This window comes from Pseudomonas frederiksbergensis (genome assembly GCF_001952935.1).
Lineage (GTDB): Bacteria > Pseudomonadota > Gammaproteobacteria > Pseudomonadales > Pseudomonadaceae > Aquipseudomonas > Aquipseudomonas frederiksbergensis.
Window position 1 is genome coordinate 6,018,920 of the sequence record NZ_CP018319.1, and the last position, 24,255, is coordinate 6,043,174.

The 24,255-nt window shown below is 57.6% G+C and carries 26 protein-coding genes; 14 read left to right on the forward strand and 12 right to left on the reverse strand.

What is annotated here, in order from left to right:
• The first annotated feature begins 372 nt into the window (after window positions 1-372).
• Both PFAS1_RS28110 and PFAS1_RS28115 read left to right on the forward strand, forming a co-directional pair.
• Window positions 373-702, forward strand: a complete 330-nt coding sequence (locus PFAS1_RS28110) for a hypothetical protein (RefSeq protein ID WP_074875936.1) — start codon at window positions 373-375, stop codon at window positions 700-702.
• 124 nt (window positions 703-826) lie between these two features.
• Window positions 827-1,129, forward strand: coding sequence for a hypothetical protein (locus tag PFAS1_RS28115; protein WP_076031389.1), 303 nt, complete (start codon window positions 827-829; stop codon window positions 1,127-1,129).
• Here PFAS1_RS28115 and cynR read toward each other — a convergent pair.
• Window positions 1,115-2,020 carry a transcriptional regulator CynR gene (gene cynR, locus PFAS1_RS28120; RefSeq protein WP_076031390.1) on the reverse strand — a complete coding sequence of 302 codons (906 nt, stop codon included), beginning with the start codon at window positions 2,018-2,020 and terminating at the stop codon, window positions 1,115-1,117. The genes PFAS1_RS28115 and cynR overlap by 15 nt on opposite strands.
• A gap of 124 nt (window positions 2,021-2,144) precedes the next feature.
• On the opposite strand from cynR, the gene cynS reads away from it, so the two are divergent.
• Together cynS and PFAS1_RS28130 are read left to right on the forward strand one after the other, a co-directional pair.
• The gene (gene cynS, locus PFAS1_RS28125) at window positions 2,145-2,612 is read left to right on the forward strand and encodes a cyanase (RefSeq protein WP_074875931.1); all 468 of its coding nucleotides are present in this window, start codon (window positions 2,145-2,147) and stop codon (window positions 2,610-2,612) included.
• A gap of 60 nt (window positions 2,613-2,672) precedes the next feature.
• Window positions 2,673-3,335, forward strand: a complete 663-nt coding sequence (locus PFAS1_RS28130; RefSeq protein WP_074875929.1) for a carbonic anhydrase — start codon at window positions 2,673-2,675, stop codon at window positions 3,333-3,335.
• 76 nt (window positions 3,336-3,411) lie between these two features.
• On the opposite strand, the gene PFAS1_RS28135 is transcribed toward PFAS1_RS28130, so the two are convergent.
• The 3 genes from PFAS1_RS28135 to glsB all read right to left on the reverse strand — a co-directional run bounded on the left by PFAS1_RS28135 (window position 3,412) and on the right by glsB (window position 6,502).
• Window positions 3,412-3,762 (reverse strand): BON domain-containing protein, encoded by a 351-nt coding sequence (locus tag PFAS1_RS28135; RefSeq protein WP_076031391.1) that lies wholly within the window; start codon window positions 3,760-3,762, stop codon window positions 3,412-3,414.
• 166 nt (window positions 3,763-3,928) lie between these two features.
• Complete coding sequence (locus PFAS1_RS28140) at window positions 3,929-5,431, reverse strand: aldehyde dehydrogenase family protein (protein ID WP_076031392.1); 1,503 nt, start codon at window positions 5,429-5,431, stop codon at window positions 3,929-3,931.
• 162 nt (window positions 5,432-5,593) lie between these two features.
• Window positions 5,594-6,502, reverse strand: coding sequence for a glutaminase B (gene glsB / locus PFAS1_RS28145; protein WP_076031393.1), 909 nt, complete (start codon window positions 6,500-6,502; stop codon window positions 5,594-5,596).
• A 387-nt stretch (window positions 6,503-6,889) separates the two neighbouring features.
• Between glsB and PFAS1_RS28150 the strand changes: the two genes are divergently transcribed.
• From PFAS1_RS28150 to PFAS1_RS28160, 3 genes are all read left to right on the forward strand, one after another.
• Window positions 6,890-7,108 carry an HvfA family oxazolone/thioamide-modified RiPP metallophore gene (locus tag PFAS1_RS28150; RefSeq protein WP_076031394.1) on the forward strand — a complete coding sequence of 73 codons (219 nt, stop codon included), beginning with the start codon at window positions 6,890-6,892 and terminating at the stop codon, window positions 7,106-7,108.
• Between the two features lie 54 nt (window positions 7,109-7,162).
• The gene (locus PFAS1_RS28155) at window positions 7,163-7,678 is read left to right on the forward strand and encodes an HvfX family Cu-binding RiPP maturation protein (protein WP_076031395.1); all 516 of its coding nucleotides are present in this window, start codon (window positions 7,163-7,165) and stop codon (window positions 7,676-7,678) included.
• A gap of 125 nt (window positions 7,679-7,803) precedes the next feature.
• The gene (locus tag PFAS1_RS28160; protein ID WP_076031396.1) at window positions 7,804-8,502 is read left to right on the forward strand and encodes a dienelactone hydrolase family protein; all 699 of its coding nucleotides are present in this window, start codon (window positions 7,804-7,806) and stop codon (window positions 8,500-8,502) included.
• A gap of 137 nt (window positions 8,503-8,639) precedes the next feature.
• Here the strand turns inward: PFAS1_RS28160 and PFAS1_RS28165 are convergent, their stop codons facing one another.
• The 3 genes from PFAS1_RS28165 to PFAS1_RS28175 all read right to left on the reverse strand — a co-directional run bounded on the left by PFAS1_RS28165 (window position 8,640) and on the right by PFAS1_RS28175 (window position 11,152).
• On the reverse strand, window positions 8,640-9,614 hold the full coding sequence (locus PFAS1_RS28165; RefSeq protein WP_076031397.1) for a nitrilase-related carbon-nitrogen hydrolase: 975 nt from the start codon (window positions 9,612-9,614) through the stop codon (window positions 8,640-8,642).
• Between the two features lie 263 nt (window positions 9,615-9,877).
• The gene (locus PFAS1_RS28170) at window positions 9,878-10,810 is read right to left on the reverse strand and encodes a GlxA family transcriptional regulator (RefSeq protein ID WP_076031398.1); all 933 of its coding nucleotides are present in this window, start codon (window positions 10,808-10,810) and stop codon (window positions 9,878-9,880) included.
• 141 nt (window positions 10,811-10,951) lie between these two features.
• Window positions 10,952-11,152: a YbdD/YjiX family protein gene (locus PFAS1_RS28175; protein WP_076031399.1), complete on the reverse strand. Its 201-nt coding sequence runs from the start codon at window positions 11,150-11,152 to the stop codon at window positions 10,952-10,954.
• A gap of 173 nt (window positions 11,153-11,325) precedes the next feature.
• Here PFAS1_RS28175 and PFAS1_RS28180 point away from each other — a divergent pair, with 173 nt between their 5' ends.
• Together PFAS1_RS28180 and PFAS1_RS28185 are read left to right on the forward strand one after the other, a co-directional pair.
• Window positions 11,326-11,811: an adenosine-specific kinase gene (locus PFAS1_RS28180; RefSeq protein ID WP_076031400.1), complete on the forward strand. Its 486-nt coding sequence runs from the start codon at window positions 11,326-11,328 to the stop codon at window positions 11,809-11,811.
• A gap of 67 nt (window positions 11,812-11,878) precedes the next feature.
• On the forward strand, window positions 11,879-12,931 hold the full coding sequence (locus PFAS1_RS28185; protein ID WP_076031401.1) for an alpha/beta hydrolase family protein: 1,053 nt from the start codon (window positions 11,879-11,881) through the stop codon (window positions 12,929-12,931).
• Window positions 12,932-13,067: 136 nt separating this feature from the next.
• On the opposite strand, the gene PFAS1_RS28190 is transcribed toward PFAS1_RS28185, so the two are convergent.
• The 4 genes from PFAS1_RS28190 to PFAS1_RS28205 all read right to left on the reverse strand — a co-directional run bounded on the left by PFAS1_RS28190 (window position 13,068) and on the right by PFAS1_RS28205 (window position 15,967).
• A complete protein-coding gene (locus tag PFAS1_RS28190) occupies window positions 13,068-13,637 on the reverse strand; it encodes a DJ-1/PfpI family protein (protein WP_076031402.1) in 570 nt (189 codons plus the stop codon).
• A gap of 258 nt (window positions 13,638-13,895) precedes the next feature.
• Entirely contained in the window at window positions 13,896-14,438 is a 543-nt protein-coding gene (locus PFAS1_RS28195) for a histidine phosphatase family protein (protein ID WP_076031403.1), read from the reverse strand.
• A gap of 17 nt (window positions 14,439-14,455) precedes the next feature.
• The gene (locus tag PFAS1_RS28200; RefSeq protein ID WP_076031404.1) at window positions 14,456-15,544 is read right to left on the reverse strand and encodes an SDR family oxidoreductase; all 1,089 of its coding nucleotides are present in this window, start codon (window positions 15,542-15,544) and stop codon (window positions 14,456-14,458) included.
• A 3-nt stretch (window positions 15,545-15,547) separates the two neighbouring features.
• A complete protein-coding gene (locus PFAS1_RS28205; protein WP_008154664.1) occupies window positions 15,548-15,967 on the reverse strand; it encodes an ester cyclase in 420 nt (139 codons plus the stop codon).
• Window positions 15,968-16,084: 117 nt separating this feature from the next.
• On the opposite strand from PFAS1_RS28205, the gene PFAS1_RS28210 reads away from it, so the two are divergent.
• Window positions 16,085-17,020: a LysR family transcriptional regulator gene (locus PFAS1_RS28210; RefSeq protein ID WP_076031405.1), complete on the forward strand. Its 936-nt coding sequence runs from the start codon at window positions 16,085-16,087 to the stop codon at window positions 17,018-17,020.
• A 654-nt stretch (window positions 17,021-17,674) separates the two neighbouring features.
• Here the strand turns inward: PFAS1_RS28210 and PFAS1_RS28215 are convergent.
• The gene (locus tag PFAS1_RS28215) at window positions 17,675-18,343 is read right to left on the reverse strand and encodes a polysaccharide lyase family 7 protein (protein WP_076031406.1); all 669 of its coding nucleotides are present in this window, start codon (window positions 18,341-18,343) and stop codon (window positions 17,675-17,677) included.
• A gap of 353 nt (window positions 18,344-18,696) precedes the next feature.
• Here PFAS1_RS28215 and PFAS1_RS28220 point away from each other — a divergent pair, with 353 nt between their 5' ends.
• The 4 genes from PFAS1_RS28220 (at window position 18,697) to PFAS1_RS28235 (ending at window position 24,255) form a co-directional block, all read left to right on the forward strand.
• Window positions 18,697-19,788: a DUF3616 domain-containing protein gene (locus PFAS1_RS28220; RefSeq protein WP_076031407.1), complete on the forward strand. Its 1,092-nt coding sequence runs from the start codon at window positions 18,697-18,699 to the stop codon at window positions 19,786-19,788.
• Between the two features lie 441 nt (window positions 19,789-20,229).
• Entirely contained in the window at window positions 20,230-20,808 is a 579-nt protein-coding gene (gene gfa / locus PFAS1_RS28225; RefSeq protein WP_076031408.1) for an S-(hydroxymethyl)glutathione synthase, read from the forward strand.
• 234 nt (window positions 20,809-21,042) lie between these two features.
• The gene (locus PFAS1_RS28230; protein ID WP_076031409.1) at window positions 21,043-22,074 is read left to right on the forward strand and encodes a glycosyltransferase family 4 protein; all 1,032 of its coding nucleotides are present in this window, start codon (window positions 21,043-21,045) and stop codon (window positions 22,072-22,074) included.
• Window positions 22,075-22,098: 24 nt separating this feature from the next.
• Window positions 22,099-24,255, forward strand: coding sequence for an amylo-alpha-1,6-glucosidase (locus tag PFAS1_RS28235; RefSeq protein ID WP_083671770.1), 2,157 nt, complete (start codon window positions 22,099-22,101; stop codon window positions 24,253-24,255).

A 24,255-nucleotide genomic window follows, 5' to 3' on the forward strand; every position in this document is an offset into this window, starting at 1 on the left:
TTTGAGCAAGCTCGTCTGACCGCCGAGCTGTTTTTCCCGGATACACGCTGCCCACAAGGCAGATTGAAGAAGCTGACCTGGCCTGAACGTCCAGTACAAGGACGAGAAGCGCTGGCGATCAATCCTCATGAAGCTTGTGACCGACCCCTGAAAAGGTTGGCAGTGGCCTGAAGGTTTTCGCTGCTTCTCCTCGTTGTGACGCTATTGCGTAGCAGTTATTCAACACGACTACATGCAACAGACGCGGGACCCCGTCAATTTGGCGGCTGACCGCTGACGTCCTGGTTTCGGTGCCAGGGATCAACTAACCGATGGGCTACCTGTATTAGCGAATCAACTTTGAAAGATCACCAAATGGTCAAGGGGCTTACTATGAATCTGAACAATCAACCCACTATCGATGAACTGGCTCATCTGTTCGCTGCGCAAAAAGACAGCCATGACAGCCATATCCTGTGGATCAGCAAGTCGGGCCAGGTGCATATCGACTGCCTGTCGCCTCACGCTCATGAAGCGGAGTTCGACAAGAACAACCAGAACCTGCTCGCCCGACTGAAGATGTACCGTCGCGGCCAAGGCTATGTCGGCAAGAAAGCCGCGGCTGACAAGGACTTCATCGGTAACGTTCTGCAAACGCTGAAACAGGCGTGGGCCTCGATGCAGAACCAGAACGAAGTTCGGGTGATTGACCGGTTCTACTGACACTTCCACACCCCATCCATGAAAAGGCCCCACTCGTTACATCGAGCGGGGCCTTTTTGTTTGCCTCATGCGCACCAAACAACGCTATCGTTAACCGTGTGCACTGGATCATTGGAGGTTTTTGATGAACATACAACTGACAGGCTTGCTGTTACTCGTAATGGCCAGTGCTGCCCATGCAAACACCATCACCGGCGTGCCGTTGTTCGATGCTGACTGCCCCGGCAATATCATCGTTCATGCGGATCAGGACGGACCGGTATTGATCAATAGCAAGGAAGCCGAGACCAAAGCCATTGACGATCGCCGTTTCGAAGCCAGGGGGTCGGGCGTCATCATCTCGATCATTCTCTCCGATGACGACTCGGTCACAGTGTCCTCCACGGGCAAGGCGCCCAATGGTGTGTGCCAATTAATAGAAGACTGACGTTGTCGACTCACCGGCAGCCGCACCCAACACCAGTTCCATAAAAGCCACCGACGCTGCGCTGTGATAGTTGTTTTTGCGTCGAAGCAGCGCGGCCCCTCGTTTGGGCGACTCGCCCAACAACGGGATTTTGCGCAACACCCGGTCCTCGGTGGCAATGGGCTCAGGAAGTATGGTGGCGATGGCGGTGTGCCGAATGACTTCCAGCAAGGTACTCACCGAATTGACCTCGATCACCACCTTCGGCGTGATTTGCTCCTGGGCAAAGTACTCATCAATGCGGGTACGAGTAACGAAATCGGGGGTCAACAACGCAAACTCCAGTTTCGCGACCTCTTGCGCGGACAACGCGACCTGGCTTTCGTATAACGGGTGATCACGCCCCACCATGACGCCCAAGGTCTCGGTAAACGCCGGGATCGACTCGATGTCAGCATTTCTGACCTGGGTAAACGCGATGGCGATGTCCAGTGAGTCATCCACCAGCCCCGCCTCGATGTCATCCATCGACAGCTCGAAAATCTGTAGATGGATGTTTGGATACCGCGCCAGGTAATCGCGCACCAGCGGCCCCACCAGGTAAGCCATGAACGTTGGGGTCATGGCCAGCCGCAGGGTGCCGCGGGACAAGTCCTTTACGTCATGCAGCGCACGTTTGCCTGCCTCCAGTTCCACCAGCACTCGACGAGCACATTCGATGTAGGCCTCTCCCGCATCGGTGGGTTTCACCGTGCGCGAGGTTCGATCGAACAGGCTGACGCCCAGGGTTTCTTCCAGTTGCCGGATCTGTTGGGACAGGGTCGGCTGCGAAACGTGAAGCGCCTCGGCGGCGCGGGTAAAACCGCCGTGGTCGGCGACCGCCAGCAAATAGCGCAAATGTCGGAGCAACATGGGAAACCACCATCTATAGGCTGTGCTTATGCGTTGCATTATATATCGGTCTTGGACGCTATGGATCGATCGGCAGAAGATTGCTCCACACCCAAGCAACCTCACTCCCGACAGGAGAATCACCATGCAACAGTCCCACGCCTACAGCGACCCAAGCCTGGCGCTGACCACGTCGATCCTCGATGCAAAAGCGCGCAAAAACCTGTCATGGCAGGACCTGACTGACGGCACCGGCCTCGGTCTGGCTTACGTCACTGCCGCCCTGCTCGGTCAGCACCCGCTGCCGGAAAGCGCCGCCAAAGTGATTGGCGAGAAGCTGGACCTGGATGCCGACACCGTGGCCCGCCTGCAGATCATTCCGCTGCGCGGCAGCCTCTCGGGTGTCCCGACCGACCCGACCATCTACCGTTTTTACGAAATGATCCAGATTTACGGCACCACCCTCAAAGCCCTGGTTCATGAGCAATTCGGCGACGGCATCATCAGTGCAATCAACTTCAAGCTCGACATGAAAAAAGTCGAAGACCCGGAAGGCGGTTCTCGCGCGGTAATCACCCTCGACGGCAAGTTCCTGCCACTGCGTCCTTTTTAAGTGAATACCGGCCCGCACTGATGTGCGGGCCAAACCCGACTCACACATGAGGACATCGCCATGAAAGCGCTCATCGAAGGTTTTTTGAAGTTCCAGAAAGACGCCTTTCCACAACGCACCGACCTGTTCAAGCACCTGGCCACCACCCAGCATCCGGGCACGCTGTTCATCACCTGCTCCGACAGCCGTGTCGTGCCGGAACTGCTGACCCAACAAGAACCCGGCGAACTGTTTGTGATCCGCAATGCCGGCAACATCGTGCCCTCCTACAGCCCTCACCCCGGCGGTGTGTCGGCTACGGTCGAATATGCGGTCGCGGTGCTTGGAGTCACCGATATTGTGATCTGCGGGCACTCGGACTGTGGCGCCATGACCGCCGTCGCCAAGTGCACATGCATGGACCACCTGCCCGCCGTCAGCGGCTGGTTGCAACACGCCGAGTCAGCGAAAGTCATCAACGAATCGCGTCCGCACGCCAATGAAGCGGCGAAGGTGAGTTCAATGGTTCGGGAGAATGTCATCGCGCAACTGGCCAACATCCAGACGCATCCGAGCGTGCGCCTGGCGCAGGAGAAAGGCCTGTTGAATTTGCATGGTTGGGTCTACGACATCGAGACCGGTTCCATCGAGGCACTGGATGCCGACAGCCACCGTTTTGTGGCGCTCGCCGAGTATCCGGACACCTGCGCCCTTCAAGCCCGATCCATAGAAGCAGCAGCCTGAAGTGTCGATTGGCAGACAGGCGATCGACGCAACGCTCCCGGCTCACGGGAGCGTTGCACTGACACCATCGACCGGGTTATTTATCGTCGATCCTTGTTGACGATGGTGGCCGACTCTCAGGGGCCTCTTCCGCGTTGGGTGGTTGTTGAGTACTGCCTGGCGTGAACACGTGAGTCAGCAAGTCTCTGGCATCCACTTCAACGACCCCCTGAACCGAACGGGCCAAAGCAACCGCCCGCTCACACTGTTTATGGGTGTTGACGCGACCGCTCAATGCCACCGTCCCCCCATGGGTTTTCACATGGATTTGCAGGCCAAAGCTGGGTTCGGCCATTGCCAGGGCTGACTTCACCCTGGCGGTAATCCACGTGTCGTGAACGCCCCTTTCCAGATCATGAGAGTATTGTTGGAAGGAATGAAGTTTCATGGTGTAACCCTCTCTCCGTCATCAGATGCACTGCCCGTCCATTGGCGGTGCAGCCTTGACGCTCGGGCGAGCGTTATGGACATCTGATTCGTTTGGAGTGCTCGCCACGCCCATACGGGCGCACATTAAGTATAGTGCGGCCGTTGACTGGGATCGTGGTGCCGGATCAGCGTTTGACCGACAGATCCGTCTGGGTCATGCGACTGCGGATCGTGAACACCCCATCTCCCGAGAGAATCGCGCTACGAGCAAACAGGCGACCGCTCTCCCAGTTCGAAAGCCCCAGTTCCGGCTTGTTCAGTGCGTACTGTCCGTCGACCCAGCGGGTAATCCCGTTACCGACAAAAGGTGCGTTGACCGCGTTGTAGAAGCGGTCCTGAGCCGCTGCATCTTCACTGATCAGCGACACGGTGAACTGCGGGCTATAGCGATTGAACAAGGCGATGGCGCTGTCCAGGTCATCGACAATCTTCAGGCTGACTTCCGGGGTTTCTTCCCATTCCCACTCGCGGCCCAACTGGTCCTCGGGCAGCGGTTCGGCCAACGCTTCGGTCTGATAGCCTTCGGCGCGGTACACCTCAACACTGGCGGTCTGCCAATCGGTCGGCAGGTATTGCTCGCTGCCTTCGACAATGTGCAATTTGCAGCCCTGCCCGCGAGCAGTGCCGGCCTGTTGCAGCGCGTCGAGGAACAGCGGCAACAGTTGTGCGACACGGTCACGGTGAATCAGGCAGACGTTCATCGTGTTGCAGACTTTGCGATCCAGCGAGTTGCGCACTACCGCGGCAAAGCGCTGGGCATCGGCATCCTTGTCGGCGATCAGCCAGGCGCCACCGGTGCCGTGCAGGCTGACGGCGGTGCCAGCCTGTTGGGCGATGCTGCCCAACTGGCTGACGGCGCGCCCCGAACCACGGGCCACCGCCAGCGACAGGCGTCGGTCGGCGAACATCGCCCAGCCGGCCGCGTGATTGACGCTTTCCACCAGTGACACCGCGCCGGCCGGCAACCCGGCGTCACTCAGTGCCGGATTCAACGCGTGGGTGACGATGGCTTGCGCCGTGCCCAACGCATCGCTGCCGATTCGCAACACCGCTGTGTTACCCGTGCGCAACACACCGGCGGCGTCGGCGAAAACATTCGGCCGGCCTTCGAAGACGAACGCGACGATGCCCAGCGGAGAAACCACTTGCTCGACTTTCCAGCCGTCGTGCTCGACGCAACTGACCACTTTGCCGCGCGTGGCTGACGCATCGCGCCAGGCCCTGAGGCCGGCGATCATGTCGCGGCGCATGCGTTCATCCGCCATAAGGCGCGTGGTGGAGCGCCCGCGGGCCTTGGCTCGTTCGATATCGGCCAGGTTGGCGGCTTCGATCAAAGCCCAGCAGGCAGGGTCTTCCAGGCGTTGGGCGAAGCGATCGAAGAACTCGCTGATGGCTTGATCGGAAACTGCGGACATTGCGCTGAAGGCTGCTTCGGCACGCTCGATTGCGATGGCCGCCGCTTGCTGGTCGACTACCGGAATCAGCAACAATTCGCCGCTGACCTGCTCCACCAGCAAATGATCCCCGGGCTGAAAACGCGCGGCCAATTCGGGGCTGACCACAGAGACACGATTCCCGGCGAAAGGGATAGCTGTGCCAGCGACTAGACGTTCGAGCGCAAGAGACATGAAGCGGTTTCACCATGCAGGGGGCGGCCGGAAAATGTATAGGAAAATCCCTGGAGCGTCATTAACCGCACGCCTGGCCACTGATCGAAAACCCGGCGGCCCGTTTCTTCGCTAAAAGCATTTCCGGCTTTCCAGCATGGCCGTCGAGCGGCAGTACTGTGCCTAGAAAACCGACCAGCCAATCCGCTGACTCAGCAGTTCCAGCGCGGCCATGCCCGCGAGGGAGTTGCCGGCGGTGTTCAACTCCGGCGACCAGACGCACACGGTAAATTGCCCCGGTACCACCGCGACAATCCCCCCGCCCACGCCGCTCTTGCCCGGTAAACCGACGCGATAGGCAAAGTTGCCGGCTTCATCGTAGAGGCCGCTGGTGGCCATGATCGAGTTGACTTGCTGGGTCTGGCGCGCGGTGAGGATCTGTTCGCCGCTGTGCTTGCAGAAACCATCGTTGGCCAGGAAACAGAACGCCCGCGCCAGGTCCACGCAGCTCATGCGCAGCGCGCAATGGCTGAAATAACTGCGCAGCACCGCTTCGACATCGTTGTGAAAATTGCCGAACGATTGCATCAGGTAAGCCATCGCAGCATTGCGCGCGCGATGCTGGTATTCCGACTCGGCGACCTTGCCGTCTACCATGACTTGCGGGTTGCCGGACAGCCGACGGACAAAGTCGCGCATCGACAGCGCCGGCGCGGCAAAGCGTGACTGGTTGATGTCGCAGATCACCAGCGCACCGGCGTTGATGAAGGGATTGCGCGGGCGCCCGCGCTCGAATTCCAGTTGCACCAGCGAATTGAACGGTTGGCCGGAAGGCTCGTGACCCAGGCGCGTCCAAATGGTTTCGCCGGAGTGTTCGATGGCCTGCACCAGGCTGAACACCTTGGAAATACTCTGCACCGAGAACAGCGTATGGGCATCGCCGGCGCAATACAGTTCGCCGTCATTGCCGTATACCGCGATGCCCAGTTGATCGGCCGGCACAGTACCGAGGGCGGGAATGTAGTCAGCCACCTTGCCCTGGCCGATCAGGGGACGAACTGCGTCAAGGATCTCGTTCAACAGCGCTTGCATGCCGGGTTCCGAAGTCTCGCCCCATGGGATCGCGGGGACACAGACGCTAGACGCCAGCGGTCGGGGCCGGATCACAGTTTTGCGTGGCATTGGAGAAACCCAATCTCTAATACACCACTGATCCCCTGTGGGAGTGAGCCTGCTCGCGATAGCGGTGTGTCAGTCAACATCATTGTTAAATGACACACCGCTATCGCGAGCAGGCTCACTCCCACAAGAGATCAGTGGTTACGTATCACAGTGTGTACAGCGCCCCTGCCGACACACCCCGCCCCTAAAACCCCACGCCAAAGACACATCGCAGATACACCTGCTTGATGAACTGTGCCCGTCGATTGGCCGCGCCAATCAAAGCGTTCAACTCACTCAATGCTACGGAGTATCACCATGTTCAAACTCTCGACTTCTTCCTTGACCCTCGGCCTGATCATCGCTGGTGGCCTGGCCGTGTCCAACGCGGCTTCAGCCTCTGAGTCCGAGGCGTTCAGCATGAAACAACTGACCCACGGCTATAGCCAGGCCCAGGCCGACTCGGCAGAAAAACCGGCGGAAGGTAAATGTGGCGAAGGCAAATGCGGCGAAGGCAAGTGCGGCGCCAGCAAGTAACCCTTTGCGTGGGGCACCGCGGTGCCCCTCCTCCCTGACTGAACGGAGATCTCCATGACCACCTCACTCTCGTCGGCCGTAAAAGGCTTGCATCTGAAGCTCGACCGCGTCGGTAGCTGGATCGCGCCGCTGACCCTGCGGGTGTTCCTCGCCTGGGAGTTCTTCGAATCAGGCCTGGAAAAATTCAATGGCGAAAACTGGTTTGCCGATATTCAGGACAACTTCCCGTTCCCCTTCAACCACGTGCCAGCCACGCTGAACTGGGAACTGTCGATGTGGGCTGAACTGATCTGTGCCCTGGCCATACTGGTCGGCCTGGGAACCCGGATCTCGGCGTTGATTTTGATCGTGGTCACGGTCGTCGCGACTGCCGCCGTTCACTGGCCGGCCGATTGGTCTACATTGAGTGAGCTTGCTCAGGGTTATGCCATCAGCAATAAAGGTCACGGCAACTTCAAACTGCCGCTGATCTATCTCGCGGCCTTTATGCCGCTGTTGCTCTCGGGTGCCGGTAAACTCAGCCTCGATGCGCTGCTGGCTCGAGTCTACTGGCGTCGCGATAAGCGCTGAAGCGCCACCGGTATTGGCAGTGGACGGTTTCGCCGAATGATGGAAACGTCTGCAGGCGCTGCCAAGCCTCAAGACTACGCAGCCCAGTAACTTCACCCCACTCACTTGCGAAGACAGGAGCCACCATGAGCGTGACCACCCAATGGATCGAGATCGACAGCGCTGACGGCAAATTCGGCGCTTACCTGGCCATTCCGCATACCCGCAAAGGTCCGGGGATCGTGCTGATCCAGGAAATCTTTGGCGTGAATGAACACATCCGCTCGGTCGCTGAACAATACGCTGCCGACGGTTACCTGGTGATTGCACCGGACCTGTTCTGGCGCAACGGCCACCGTATCGAACTGGGTTACGACGAGGCCGGCTGGAAACGCGCCGTCGAGTTGATGAACGCCACCGATGTCGACAAGGCACAGACCGACATCGAACTGGCCATCGACGCCTTGAAAGCCCAACCGGGGCTGGACGGTGGGATCGCCTCGATTGGTTACTGCTTCGGCGGTTTGCTCTCGTACCACACCGCCGCCAATGGGCTGGTGGACGTGGCCATCGCCTATTACGGCGGCGGAATCCAGAATCAGCTGGACCGCGCCGATGAAATCGAGGTGCCGCTGCTGATGCACTTCGGTGAACAGGACAGCCATATCCCACTGGAAGCCGTGGAGAAAATCGCCGAGCGTTTCGATACCAACGATAACGTCGAAATTGTCGTGTACCCGGAGGCCGAACATGGCTTCAACTGCTCGCATCGCGACAGCTACAACCAACGCGCAGCGGCTGAGGCCCATGGCAATACGTTGATCTTTTTGGGTCAGGAACTGTAAGGCCGGAGTTTTTTAGCGCCTGTAATGGCCCCATCGCGGGCAAGTCGGATCACCGCATCGCACGCTCCCACATTGGAATGCATTTCCCCTGTGGGAGCGTGGCTTGCTCGCGATGGGGTCGACATGGTCTCAGCCGCTTAACGACTGGTTTCTTCTACCACCTCGCTCACTATCAACTTCGGATGTGCACTGCGTTCATGCACATGACTCGTCGGTGTACGGTCGATCAACAGGCTCAACAATTCCGGGCGGCTGTAGTGACCGCGTGAATCCATCATGCGTTTGCGTCTGTCGATCAGGCCCATGTCGAGGTCGGCGATCACTTCGCCTTCGCCTTCGGTCAGCGAGCCCAGAACCACGCCGTCCGGGCTGATGATCGCGGTAAAGCAACCACCGGAAATCGGGCCGATGGGGCAACCGGTGTCGGCCATGATTTGTGCCTGTTGTTCAGGGTTCAGCCAAGCGGTGGAGTTGACCACGAAGCACGCCGCCTCCAATGCATGCTGGCGAATGTTGACTTCCATTTGTGAAGCGAACAAAGGCCCCGCAAACGATCCTGGATACATCGCCGCATGGATCTGTTCGCCGTCAACCATCAAGGCATAACGGGCCAGCGGGTTGTAATGTTCCCAACACGCCAACTGGCCGATGCGCCCTACCGCGCTGTCGGTGGCGCGCAGGCCTGAGCCGTCGCCCATGCCCCAGATCATGCGTTCGTGATAGGTCGGGGAAATCTTGCGCCGATGCTGAATCAGGCTGCCGTCGGCGTCGAACAACAACTGCGCGTTGTACAGCGTGCCGCCGTCACGTTCGTTGACACCGATTGAAACCACCATGCCCGCCTGTCTGGCGGCGGCGCCGATGGCCTCGGTGGCAGCCGAAGGAACAGTGACGGCCTGATCCAGCAGTTTGAGGTGCTCAGCCGCCATTTCGAAAGGCGACTGAACGAACGAAAAGTACGGGTAGTAAGGCACGATGGTTTCCGGGAACACGGCGAATTGCACGCCCTGCTCGCCGAGTTCGAGAATTTTCTGCACCACTTTGTCGACGGTGCCTTCACGGCTGTAAAGAACGGGACTGATTTGGACGGCGGCGGCTTTTACGAGGGTCATGGCGGTGATCTCATTGAGGGAATGGACTACTTCGAGATCAAAATTACGCCAATAATATTTAGGCCGAAATGTCGAATACACCACCTTTTAGGACATCCCGAGCATCACCCGCGGCAATCGATGAGTAACCTGTGGCGAGGGAGCTTGCTCCCGCTGGACTGCGCAGCAGTCCCCTTCTTTTTTGGGGTAAGGGGGCCGCTTCGCGACCCAGCGGGAGCAAGCTCCCTCGCCACAGGTTCAGTGTCACGTTTGACTGACTGGCATCAACCGCGATTGGCGCGCTGGATGACCTGTGGTGGCTGGCCAAATGCACGAATAAACGCCCGACGCATCCGCTCCCGATCGCCAAAACCGGTATCGGTCGCCACCACGTCGATGGGGTGCCGGCCGGTTTCCATCATCAGACGCGCCGCTTCTACCCGCAGGTTTTCGATGGCCTTGGCCGGTGATTGCCCGGTTTCGGCATGGAACACACGGCTGAATTGCCGGGGGCTGAGGTTGGCGGCACTGGCCAGTTCCTCGACCGACAGCGCGGACTTCAGGTTCTGCTTGGCATAGGCCAACGCGGCCTGGATGCGATCGGTCTTGGGCTCCAGTTCGAGCATTACCGAAAACTGCGACTGCCCTCCCGCGCGTCGGTGATACACCACCAATTGCCGGGCGACCCGCCGCGCCACTTCCGCGCCCAGGTCGCCTTCAACCAGGGCCAATGCCAGATCGACACAAGCGCTCATGCCCGCCGCCGTCCAGATGTTGCCGTCGTTGATGAAGATCCGGTCTTCCTCGACCTTCACCTGCGGGTACGCCTTCTGCAGCGCCGGCGCGTGACACCAGTGAGTGGTCGCCCGTCGACCGTCGAGCAACCCGGCCTCGGCCAGCGCAATCGCGCCGGTGCAGATCGAGCCCAGACGCCGGGTGGTCCGACTGGCGTTGCGCAAAAACGCCACCATGCCCGGGGATACCGGGCGGATCAGGTTGTCACCCAGCACCAGCAGCGTGTCGAACGAGCGCTGGTCGAACGCCGTGGTTTCCACGCCAAAACCGGCGGAAGTCTGCACCGTGCCGCCGTGCTCGGACAGCAAGGCAATGTTGTACGCCGGCTCGTCGGTGGCCATGTTGGCCAACTCGAACGTGGCGCACATGGCCAGGCCCAACACCTGAAAACCGGGGTAAACGATGAGTCCGATGGTGTGCATGGCGGCGGCTTTCTTATGACCTTAAAAGTGGTCTGCCTGATTTAACAGCCACTGTCGTTGCGTCGCAAGATGATCGTCAGGACTGATGCTGGCCGGCATCGGCGGCTCGGCCATTGTCGATTCGTTGAACTATGCGAAGTTCTAGCAGCAACGGGTATTACATTTTCCACGGCCGAAACGGGCCTCCTGACGCTCTCGAAAAAACGCTGAATAGCTCATGACCGGCTCGCCGGGATGATTGAGCGTCATTTGCGCAACGTAGTTATCGTAATCGGGCACGCCGACCATCAAACGGGCGCTCTGGCTGAGGAACTTCGCGACCTGCTGCAGTTTGCGGTACATGGCAATTCTCTCTTTGAGTGGGGGGCTGGCCCATGAAAGCGCACTGATGTATCTGCACTGTGTCAGCACCGGGGCCTTTTGTATTTTCAAGTATCAACCGCAGCGGCGATCAACGTCCGGCTCGTTATCACGCTAGGCTGAAGATTAACGACATCGTGAAGGAGGCGTTCGAGATGCAACTCAGCACGTTGAAAATCGATAAACCGGAAGCGACGAACTTCATTCTGGGGCAGACGCACTTCATCAAGTCCGTCGAGGACATTCACGAAGCGTTGGTCAATACCGTGCCAGGAATCCGCTTTGGCGTGGCCTTTTGCGAAGCTTCCGGCAAATGCCTGGTGCGCTGGTCCGGCACCGATACCGCCATGATCGAACTGGCCCAGAAGAATGCGACAGCCATTGGCGCAGGCCATAGCTTCATCATTTTCCTCGACGATGGCTTCTATCCCGTAAACGTGTTGAACGCCGTCAAAATGGTTCCAGAGGTGTGCCGCATTTTTTGTGCGACGGCCAATCCAACTGAGGTGATTCTCGCCGAGACGGAGCAAGGGCGAGCGATTCTCGGCGTGGTGGATGGCTTCTGTGCCCGTGACATTGAAGGCGAGGAAGACATCCTGTGGCGCAAGAACCTGTTGCGGCAGATCGGCTACAAACTTTGAGCACCTTGCGTTATAAACGGGCGCTGAACTCATACCATGCACTTGTCTAATCAAGGAAGAAACGGCATTGAAAATAGCTTTTGGCGCCCTGTTGTTGACCGGGCTGACGACTCTCGCACTCGCTGACGAGAACCCTGTCGGCTTCCACGCTTCCACACTGGCGGACTCGCACAATGACCGTGCGCTAGAAATGGTCGTCTGGTACCCCAGTGCAACTACCGCAGCCACGCAAATGATTGGTGATGATGCGGTGTTCGTCGGGGCTTCTGCCGTTCGCGACGCGCCGCCTGCTGCTGGCAAGCATCCATTGTTGGTGCTCTCCCACGGGTACAGAGGTAACTGGAGCAACCAGATCTGGCTTGCCAGTGCTCTGGCTCATAGGGGTTACATCGTCGCCGCAATCAACCACCCCGGCACTACCACTCATGACCGTAGCCCTCCAGCAGCGGCGCAGTTATGGCAGCGGCCCATTGATTTGCGCAGAGCTATTGATGGGGTCACGACTCAACCTGAAAAATTCGGCTTGGTCGCCAATGACCGAATTGCGGTGGTGGGCCATTCACTCGGCGGCTGGACCGCCCTGGAAATCGCCGGCGCCCGGTTCGATCCAGACCGCTTCGCCCATGACTGCAAAGCCCACCCGCAGTTATCAAGTTGCACCGTCTACGCAAAGATAAACCCCGCAACCACCTCGGAATCAAAGGCTGCGTTGACTGCCGATTGGCGTGATAAACGCGTCACTGCTGTGGTTACCTTGGACCTGGGCCTTTCACGGGGCATGACCGATGAAAGCCTGGCAACGCTGCCGGTACCCGCGCTGGTGATCGCTGCCGGCGTACCGTCGGAGGAGCTTCCCGCTGAGTTGGAGTCTGCCAATCTGGCCAAACGCCTGCCTTCGGCATCAAGCCGCTACGTCGAAATCAGCGATGCAAGCCATTTCAGTTTCTTGTCGATGTGCAAACCTGGCGCGCAGGCATTGCTTGAAGAAGAAGTACCAGGCGATGGCATCATTTGCCGAGATGGCGACAACGCTCGCCCGCGCGGGGAGATTCAACAGCAAATTACATCGCTGATAGCAGAGTTTCTTCAGTCGTCTATCTACAAAGAAGACAGTTTGTAGAATCGGGGTACGAGAAACTGTCGCAGTTCAAAAAAACCGCTTGAGTAGTTTCAGCGTTCAATAGGTGACAGATTTATTTTTTCGCTAAATAGATCCGTCACCTTTTATCGGATCGACTGTTTTTACGACCAAGCGATCACCGATGTTCCGCTGCCAACATTGACCTGAACTGAGAAATGATTTCCGAAGATAGCCCGGCACCTTCGAACACTGCGCAGGTGAAACTAACGGGTGCAGGGCCTGGAGCAGTGATGATTCGGTCTGCAACCACAGCGACCGGACTGTTTCGATAAAGCGTGCCCCCTTCATAACCTACGGCATTCTGTTTTAAGAAATCAGCGCTGTTTGAAGTATGAGGAACCGTGTCGAGAAGCCCGGCCCTGGCAAGTGCCAGCGTTCCCCCACAGATACCGGCAATTGCCGCTCCACTTGAACGACTAGCGTGAAGAAAGGCCCGAATATCCGGGGCTTCTGCACGCTCCCAGACCACTCCTCCAATGACGACAACAACGTCCGGTTTCCAGTCCAGACATTCTTGCAAACTGCTATCGACCGTTACTGCCAATCCACCTTGCGAGCGGAACTGCCCCGCAGCAGGAGCGAAAAACCTGACGTCGATCCCGTAAAACGGGGACGCAGTTCCAGCAATGAAAGCATATTCCCAGTCCGCAAAACCGGGTGTCAGTATCAATCCCACGCGTGCCATCAGTCAGAATCCTCCATGAGTGCCAATAATAAATGGCGACAACAAACATACATCAGGGGCTGGTTTTGGCCGTTTTCTGCCTTTCGCCACCAGCAGCAATAGGTATCTGTCCAGCGAGACAAATCGCCAAGGGACACTCCAAGCCCCGCCTTTGTGCGGGGCCGAGCGAGTAGAAAAACGTGGTTTTCGCGTCCCTGAGAATGGATCTCTACAAACGAGCGACCAACCTGAACTTTCCCTTTGTTTAATCGCTCCTTTTTAAACACCGCTATATTGATACACCGTTGCACTCCAATACTGGCTGCCGTTACGTTTTTGGCGAGTCCATCCATCGGCCACCAGTTGTTTGGCGATCATTCGATTCATAAAGCCATGACCGAGCAGCAGAACCGGTCCTTTGCTGGCAAGGGACTGAAGTCGTCGAGCTGCCGTGCTGGCGCGCATCCTCGCAATGCCGGCGGATTCGACGCTACGTGAGTAGCCGCACAACCATAAGACTCGAAGGATAAATGCCCAGGTAAACGGCGAAAGCCGTGGCAGTTTCCAGTGACCATAAGGCAGTTGCGCTTCACAGAAAAGCGCGTCGACGAGGGCGGGCTTCAGGCCAAGAGCCTGGACGGAGGTCAACGCACGAGGCGCGCTGCTTGAGACAATCACCGTGGCGGTGGCGGCGAGCTGCAGGCTGGCATCCGGGACGGGTTGATTGGTGATTTCGGACCGGTTGTATTGCTCGATCCAGTCTTTCATATCGAGCGCTGACATTTTGTCGGTTGCGACCAGTTTTGGCTGGCCGTGACGCATCAGGATTATTTCCCTACTCACTGTATGTTTACGTCCTTGTTCAGGTGTGCGGTCAATGTGGAAGGAGTGCGGTTCCGGGAACTTAAGGTTTGACTCTCAAACCAATCGTGATCGCGGTACCACGCCACCGTGTCGGTGATTGTCAGCTTTAGTGGCCGGAAACTCAGGCCAAGCTCTTGTTCACTCTTGCTGTGGTTGAAACAGGTGCGGTCCTTCTCTCGTACCAACAGGCGCAACGTGGCCATGCTCAGCAGAATGGGCTTGCTGGTAATACGCGCATACATCTCCTGCACAGCCGCCAACGTGTATAGAAAGGGGAGCGGTAGTTGTCGAACAGGTGTCTTGACGCCCGCTATACGTCCAAGCATAGGCACCAGCTCACGCATTGTCATATGCCGGCCCGCCGCGAGATAGCGCTCACCTCGCCGCCCATGTTTGGCTGCGGCAATCTGCGCCAATGCCACATCGCGGGCATCGACAACGGAGAAACTACCGGGGATCAGTCCGGGCAGTTTGCCGAGCACGACATCGTTAACCAACTGTCCCGAGGAGGTGGGGCCCATGTCGGCTGGGCCCCACATCCAGCCAGGCAGGACCATGCAGGCATGCATCTCGGGATGGACCTCCAGGAACGACAAGACGACACGGTCGGCGAGAATCTTGCTACGGTAGTAGTCATCCGCATCGGCGTCGGCCCGCAGACATGTCTCATCGATGGACGTGCCAGGTGCGCCGTCGAGCACGGCAATGGAAGACGTATGGATGAACCGTCGTATACCGGCGCGGTAGGCCTGGTTTAGCAGGCGCCGCGTACCAGACACATTAATCTTATCGAGTTCCTTCCAGTGGCTGCCGCCCTTGTAGTTGTCGCGAAAGAACGCCGCGGTGTGAAACACCGTATCGCAGCCTTGCAGCGACGCTGCGAATGCGTCGACATCGGCCATGTCCCCAACGACCAGTTCCACACCCGGCAAATTGTTGAACTGCTGTTCACCTTTGGCTCTTGAACGGACCAGGGCTTTGACCGCGTAGCCACGAGCGACCAATTCACGCACCAGGTTGTTGCCCAACAAGCCGGTTGCGCCAGTAACGAATGCGCTGTGCATGGCTCAACCCTCAGCTGGATAGGCTAACGGCATCAGCACCGCACTGTCGAAGAAGGCCTCTTCACGGATGGCCAGCCCGTCTCTGAAGGTGAAGTGTGCGGCGTAGTACGCGGTAATATGGCGTCCATGAGGTGGAATCACCCGGCCTGGCAGCACCAAGGGTGCGGCGAATGTGCCGGTCAGGAAGGCAGTCAGCGCCAAACGATCGTTACCGACGGCGAATGGGCTGAAAATCACTTGGGCATCGGGGAGCGCTTCGAGCAATGCGATCTCTCGTTTGCGCATGGCTTCGCGACCGGTTTGTATCCCCATGCTATCGAGGTAGATGAAGTCTTCGCAAACCAGCGCAAGCATCGCCTCCACATCACGGCGATTGAAGGCACTGGCGGCGCGTTCCGCATAGTCGTTGGGGCCAGTAGTCATACAGTCCATTCCATTCGTCTTCGAGGGCTTGTAGATATACCTTTGAGGCCTCTGCCGAAAAACAGCGACTACTGCATAATGGATTTGCACATATGCAGACCAGGGAGGATATGAAGCATGGCGTTGCAAGCAAATTGGGACGATCTTCGTCTGTTGTTGGCAGTCTCGCGGCGTGGCAGCTTTCTTCAAGCTGGCCAGATGCTGGGTATTGCGGCGTCGACTGTGTCCCGCCGGTTGACCCAACTTGAGAGCGCCCTGGGCGAGCTACTCGTCGAGCGAGGCGTTGAAGGATGCTGGTTGACCTCGCGCGGCCAATCCCTCGTGGAAGTTGCCCTAGCGGCGGAGGCGGGCTTGAGGCGTCAAACCGTTGCTGGCATGTCCGGGCTACACACAGAGCTATTTGGCAGTGTCCTGGTCAGTGCAGGAGAGGGATTTTCGTCTTGCGTGCTGGAGGCTGCGAGTCGCTTCACCTCTCTTCACCCGCGTTGCTCGGTGGAGTTGATGGCAACAGCCGACTTCCACAAGATTGTCCGCGGCGTGGCAGACATTGCTGTACGCACAGCTCATCTAGGCGAACCGTCGCTGATTTATCGACCAATAGGCAGGCTCGCTTACGGTGTCTTCGCCGATGCAGGTTATCTGAAACGGTATCCAGGGGTGACTCCGGCCACTGCGGTCAATATTGCCTTGCTTCCTCCGCTGGACATGTTGCCGCAAATGCGTGCGGCAAAGGCCGCGGGTCTGGAACGCGCGCAGATCAGCGTGAACTCGTTCGCGGTTCAGCTCGAATCGGTGAGGCGAGGAATGGGTGTGGCAGTGCTGCCCCGTATTCTGGCGAAGGACCTGATCGAGTTGTTCCCGGATCTCCAACTTCCAGATATGGAAGTCTATCTGGTGACCCGGCCTCAGGCATTGAAACAGGCTCACATTAAATGTTTTTTTGCCATCCTGGAGCAGGTGCTGCTCGAAGCCCTGTCCATAGAAAATGTGGAAGGTTACCTCTTGGGGGGCGACCTGAAATGGGTGCATGGGGGCGCTAGCCAAAATAATTGAGATTGGTTCAGTCATGACATCAGCTAACGAAGTTACCAATGAAACCATGACCGGCAGAGATTGACCCAAAACAGTTATACGTAAGCGCTTTACGAGGAGCATCGCCCAAACCCCATCCTCTCCCCGTGTCGCTTTCAGAAATCGGGATGAGGGTGTGAGTTAATTCAGCGATGCGTCCTGGTTTTTTATGAGCGCGAACCACGTCGTGGCGAGGTGTGACCAGGCACGGACACCACAGTGTTCGTGCCGTTGGCCAATGCGGGGTTATGACGCCTTAAGCAACGCTGCGTATTCAGCAGCATTGGGGAGCGGCTGACCGCTTTTGGCCGGTAGCTGCCCATCGCGAAACGGTGCAATCGACCGACGCCTCCGCCACCAATCTGATGCATTCCTCGTCCCGCTCTCCTCCGTTGTGATAGTGAACGTGATCGCACTATGTAAGGATGCGTGCCGTCACCTTCGACACACGCCTGCGATAACAGGGTATCCCCCTGTATGCGCACGCAATGGTTTTGAAAGGCTTCGAGTGCATCTGCCGCCCGCGCGGTTGAGTTCACTGACAGCCAGCCACTTGGCAGCCGATCGACGAGGAAATCCACTAAAGGTTTTCACCCTTCGGATCGGCGTGCCAACGGTAGTGACCTAAAGAAGCGACTAATTGTTGTGTTGGACCTCCAGCATCCTGAACGTCACTTTTCCGCCCTCGCTGGGATAGCCGGTGTTGTCCTGCACATATGCACCCGCTTTGAAATACAGTGGTTTGGTCTTCCAGCTCGGGTCGATGGTGGTTCTCCAGTTGTTTCCTGCTGCGCTGATGCCCAGAGCGCCCTTCGGGCTGAGGTGGAGCTGGTAGGAAAAGTTGCGGCCGAGCGGCACACCCGTCGCAATGGTAATGACCTGGCCCTCTTCATCGTCGGCGCGCATGCGCACCTTGGCGACAATGTTTCCCGTCGAAGCCGACGTTTTGTATTGGTATTCCAGCTTCACCATGGGACTGTTGCTGTCCTTGTTGTGAATCTGACCAATCACGATCTTGCCGGAGCTGGGCACCTGATTGACGCTCAGATTCGCCCGCAGAATGTTATCCGCCGCTGAATACTGCCAGTTGCGTAGCCTTCCATCGCTATAGGTTTCCCGCAACTCGCTGCGCGGGTAAATAGCGTTGGCCGTCCTGGAACCGGTTACAGGTGCCCAGAAGGAAAGGGTAGCGGCTTCAGAACTGAAATACTGGCCCTTGAAGCCTTGCGCCAGTCGAGGCGTTTCTATGGTAGCCGGTGGGCTGCCTTCAGGAATGCTTAAGTTCCAGGTGGCGAGGTCGATCATGTCAATAATCCTGTATGCGGGGAATGTTGCGGCCACAGTTGCGCTCGAACCGACGCTATTGAGCTGTGTCAATTGGGGTCTGCTGATCAGGAAAACCGTATGGCGGTAGATTGACGTCAAATGATCGTCGAGGTGATTAGTGCAGGGTTTGTGCCTGCCAGGGTTACCGCTGGTCGCCTATTTTGAAAGCTGACGGAACTAATTCTGGTTGCTTGGCAACTGCAGCGAAGGGACCGGTGACATCAGCGGTGCATGGGGTCGGCTAGGATGAGTGGATGCACTGGACAAAGAACACGCTCAGAAGCCGGTTCTGAATAACCGGCGCGCCGCGCCATAAAGACAGGAGACCGCTCATGAGCCACCGAAGCAATTTTGCGCTGTTGAGCTTTGATCCGGCGTTTGCGTCGTTGCGCAGGGGCCTTTCGGTCGCTCAGCAGATTGACGACACACTCTGGGTGGCGAACGACGAAACCACGAGCCTGGAACGCCTGAAAATCCAGGATGCTGCGCCCGGCGGCGTTGTAAGGTGCGACGAGCACAAATCGTTTGCGCTCCTGGAATATCTGGATCTGCCCATACCGAAACAAGACGCCGAGATTGATATCGAAGGCTTGGCCTATGTCCCTGACAGTGGCTACCTTTGGGTGGTGGGCTCCCATAGCCTTAAGCGAAAGAAAGCCGAGGCCGGCACTTCTGCACAGAAGAATATCAAGCGCCTGTCGACGGTAGAGGCGGACGGCAATCGTTTTCTGCTGGCCCGCATCCCTGTGGTGCAGCAGAACGACAGCTATGTACTCGCCAGGAAAGTGGATGCCGATGGACGTACAGCGGCGCAACTGCCGGGCAACGAAACCGGTAACGACCTGACCGCGGCCATTGCTGAAGATCCTCAGCTACGCGACTTCCTGCGTATCCCGGGCAAGGACAACGGCTTCGATATCGAAGGGTTGGCGGTGATCGGCTCGCGCCTTCTGCTGGGACTGCGTGGACCGGTGCTACGCGGCTGGGCCGTGTTGCTGGAGATAGAACCTGAGCTGAACGACGCCTCGACTGACACGCTGGTGCTGAAGAAGATCGGTCCGGATGGGCGCCGCTACCGCAAGCACTTCTTCGCGCTCAATGGGCTGGGCTTGCGTGACCTGTGCACCCGCGGTGACGATCTGCTGATCCTGGCGGGCCCCACGATGGAGCAGGACGGTCCGGTAACGGTCTTCCGCTGGCGCGGCGGTTTCGCGTCCGACGAGGAAAGCGTGGTCTTCACCGATCAATTGGAGAAGGTGCTGGAAGTGCCTTTCGGGCAAGGCAACGATCACGCTGAGGGCATGTGTCTGTTCCAATCGGGCGAGCAGCCCGGGGAGGTTCTGATGATCGTCTACGACTCTGCGGCGGAGAGTCGTAAACACGGCGATACGGATGTGGAAGGAGACCTGTTCATCCTGGATTAGCCACGCACATCTACGTCAACGCGGCCTGTAGATACACGGTGGTGTTGTCGGACTTCTCCAAACTGCTGGCCATTCCGTTACGCGACGGCTGTGACTTGATGGATGTGATCGGCCGACGCTTGCGGGCTCAAGCAGCGGAATAAATGAAAACGGGCGCCGTGACGGCGCCCGTTTTTTTGTGTCCCGCCTTTTATCGTCCCTCCCCCGTGTGCTGGCCCAAGCCGCGCTCAAGGCGTCATCGCAGACTATTCTGGAATCTGAGTACCCGACCGGTCGCACCGAAGGAGGTCACTCGTTTATGCGCTGTGCTCTTTTCAAAATCCGCCGCAGTTCGATCTGATGCATGAAGGCAAATCGAGCCGCGCCGTCATCGAGTTCCGATGAACTACCGGTCTGGGGCACGGCCCAGGCACTCTGTCACCCTGAAACGGAGACGCCAGCATGAGCACCTTGCAACTTCACCCCGCACTGGACAATGGTATCCAACCCGCCGCCGAGAATTTCGCCGGTGGCACCCTGCAATGCCTGTGTGCGACCGACAAGGTCGAGGTCAAGATCGACGCACAAACGCTGCATAACCACGCGTGCGGTTGCAGCAAATGCTGGAAACCGCAAAACGCGACATTCGCCGTCATCGCCGTGGTGCCACGAGATAAGGTCAGCGTCATTGCCCATGGCGAAAAACTGGAGATTATCGACGAAACCGCGACCATCCAGCGCCACGCCTGCAAGCAGTGTCACGCCCATTTATTCGGGCGCATCGAGAACAAGGACCATGCGTTTTATGGCCTGGACTTCGTCCACACCGAGCTTTCGCCACAGAGCGGATGGGCTGCGCCGGGATTCGCGGCGTTCGTGTCCTCCATCATCGAAACCGGGACGCCGCCAGCGCAAATGAAGGCTATCCGCGAGCGCCTGCGCTCGATCGGACTGGAACCCTATGACTGCCTGTCCCCCGACTTGATGGACGCACTGGCGATTCACGTCGCCAAACAGAAAGGCCTGCTCCCCGCCGCCTGATTGATCGGTCGCCGCGGTTGCCTTTTCCGGGCCGCGGCTCCGATTCACCCTCTAATGTTGTGCAATTTGATTCGGGTGGAAAGCGGACGCTGGCTCTACCAGGTCCGTTAGGTCCATAGGGTTTACCTATAAAACCGCTTGTCGCGGCACTAAACCTAATCTCCCTTCTGACAGGTCGAAAAACTGTGACGGCATGACGTTGCCAAGACCGTTGACTGATTGGGGATTGCGGTTATGAAAATCGCACAAATAGCGCCACTGTACGAATCAGTCCCCCCTTTTCTCTACGGAGGAACTGAAAGAGTAGTCGCTCATTTAACGGATGCTTTGGTCGAACTGGGACATGACGTCACCCTCTTCGCTGCGAATGGATCCCGTACGTGCGCCACATTGGTCGCCGCCCGGGATCAAGCGTTGCGGCTTGACTGCACGCCCCTGAAGTCAGAATTGGCAAGCCATTTGAACTTGCTGTATGAGTTGCGACATCGAGCGGCCGAGTTCGATGTGCTGCACTTTCATATTGATTTATTGCACTTTCCATTTTTCGAAGATATGGCCCATAAGGTCTTGACTACCCTTCATGGCCGCCTGGATATCAAGGACCTGGATGGCACCTATTCTAGATGGCCTGCCTATCCCCTGGTTTCGATCTCGCAACATCAGCGCCAGCCGTTACCCTGCGCCAATTGGATCGATACGATTTATCACGGCTTATCGCAGTCCAGTTTGACGTTCCAGCCGAGACCGGGTGCTTACCTCGCCTTTCTGGGGCGTATCTCTCCGGAAAAACGTCCTGACCGAGCTATCAGCATTGCGCGCGCTGCCGGGCTGCCGTTGAAAATGGCTGCCAAGATCGATACGGCCGATCGCGAATACTTCGAGCAGCAGATACGCCCCTTATTGACGCTTCCCGGTATTGAATTCATCGGAGAGATTGGTGACGGGGACAAGGCCGAGTTCCTCGGCAATGCCAGGGCGCTGCTATTCCCCATCGATTGGCCCGAACCTTTTGGCCTGGTCATGATAGAAGCCATGGCTTGTGGTACGCCGGTCATCGCCTGGCGCTGCGGATCTGTCCCCGAAGTGCTTGATCATGGCGTAACCGGCTTCATAATCAATAGCGAACATGAGGCGGTTCTCGCTACCCGCCAAGTGCTTGAGCTTGATCGACAAGTGATACGTGACGTATTCGATAGACGTTTTTCAGCCAAGGTGATGGCGCAACGTTATGTCGACCTCTACCGGACACTTACCGATAGGGTTTGATTTCGTGGTGCCTTGATTTAGCCCATGAAAAAATCATCCAGCGTTCCTGAACAGCCTCAACACGAACAGTGCGCAAATGAACCCATTGCCCAAAACCTGTTTGTGCTGGTCGACCACAACACGTACCTGGTAGCCAACGCGTTTGGCGATATCGACGGCGGCGCCGTGGGCATGTTTCACCACGACACTCGTTTGTTATCCAAGTACCAGTTGACCGTGGCGGGCCAGCGTCCATCGCTGCTCTCCGCAGCAGTCAGTCAAGACAATGTCTATTTTCGTTCCCATTTGACCAACCACCCGCTCCCGGCACTGGGAGAAGAAGATACGCCACGGGGGGTCATCCATATCGAGCGCAAACGCTTTTTATGGGAAGAGCGAATGTTCGAGTGCATCAGCCTTTTCAACTACAGCGACCAGCCTGGAAAATTGCCGATTGACCTGCGGTTTTGCGGCGACTTTCTCGACATGTTCGAGGTCCGCGGCCAAAGCCGGCCACTGCGCGGCACCTTCTCTGAGCCTGAAATATTCGAACAAGGCGTAGTGCTTCATTACAAGGGATTGGACAATCAGCAGCGTTGCATGGCAATCAGCTTTTCTGAGTTTCCAGGACACATCAGCGGCGACAGTGCCAGTTTCCAGATCTATATCGGCGCTCATCAGAGCCACGAACTTTATATTGAAGTGGGCTCCAGCATCGTCCAGCCCGGGCGGACACGCTACAGGTCCGCCGCCGCTCAAGCTTGCCGGTCCATGCGCAGGAAAGAGCAGCGTGGTGCGCGCATCAAGGCTTCTGGCCGGTTGTTCCAGGCATGGGTGAACAAGTCTCGTGCCGACCTTGCTTTACTGACGGCCGATCTTCCCTCTGGCCCCTATCCCTATGCCGGAGTCCCCTGGTACTCCACGCCTTTTGGTCGCGACGCCGTGATCACCGCTTATCAATCACTCTGGCTCAATCCGTCCCTTGCGCGAGGTGTGCTCGCCTACCTGGCGGCTCATCAAGCCAAGGAGGTTTCGACCTTCAGCGATGCCGAACCAGGAAAGATCATGCACGAGACGCGTCAGGGTGAAATGTCGAAACTCAACGAATTACCCTTTGCGCGCTATTACGGGGGCGTCGATACGACGCCTTTGTTTGTGATGCTGGCCGGAGCCTATGCAAAACGGACCAACGATCTGGCGTTCATTGATGCGCTTTGGCCCGCACTGGAATTGGCCACGCTCTGGATGGAAAGCAATGCGTTGAAGAATGCCGAAGGCTTCATCAGCTATCAACGCGGGGAAGTCACCGGCTTGGCCAATCAAGGCTGGAAAGACAGTCATGATGCTATTTTTCATCGCGATGGCCGTAATCCCGAAGGCCCCATCGCTTTGGTAGAAGTGCAAGGTTATGCATGGCGTGCATTTTTGACCATGAGCACATTGGCCAGACAACGAGGCAATGAACACGCCGCAGTTCGCTGGCAAAACATCGCAGCCAGGTTACGCCAGGCAGTCGAGCGGTGCTTCTGGATGGAGGACCAGCAATTTTACGCAATAGCGCTCGACGGTAATGGCAAGCGTTTTGAGGTGAAAGCTTCGAACGCCGGCCACCTGCTGTTCACCGGGTTACCTTCGCCAGAACGGGGGAAAACCGTTGCCCGGCAATTTCTGACCAGTATTTTTTATAACGGCTGGGGCGTTCGAACACTCGAAACCGGAGCCGTGCGGTTCAACCCGATGTCATATCACAACGGTTCGGTCTGGCCACACGACGTAGCCCTCTGCACAGCGGGTATGGCCAGGTATGGCGAGCATCTGGGCGCTGTCCGTGTCCTGAGCGGAATGTTCGAGGCCGCGACCTTCTTCGGGATGCGATTACCAGAACTGTTTTGCGGGTTCAAGCGCGGTCCGGGAGAGGCGCCGGTTGCCTACCCGGTGGCCTGTTTACCCCAAGCCTGGGCAGCAGGTTCCATTTTTATGCTGTTGCAGGCATGTCTGGGCATCACCATCGATGCCTCAGACTATCGAGTAGTTGTCAGACAACCTCGACTGCCCATTGGTATTGACCGTTTAGAGGTTCGGGAACTGACGTTTAATCAACACCGTGTCGATCTCGGTTTCCAACGGATCGGCGAACGCGTCGCCGCTTACATAGAGCGGCAAGACGGCCCGAATCTGATTCGGCTGGACGTAAAACTTTAA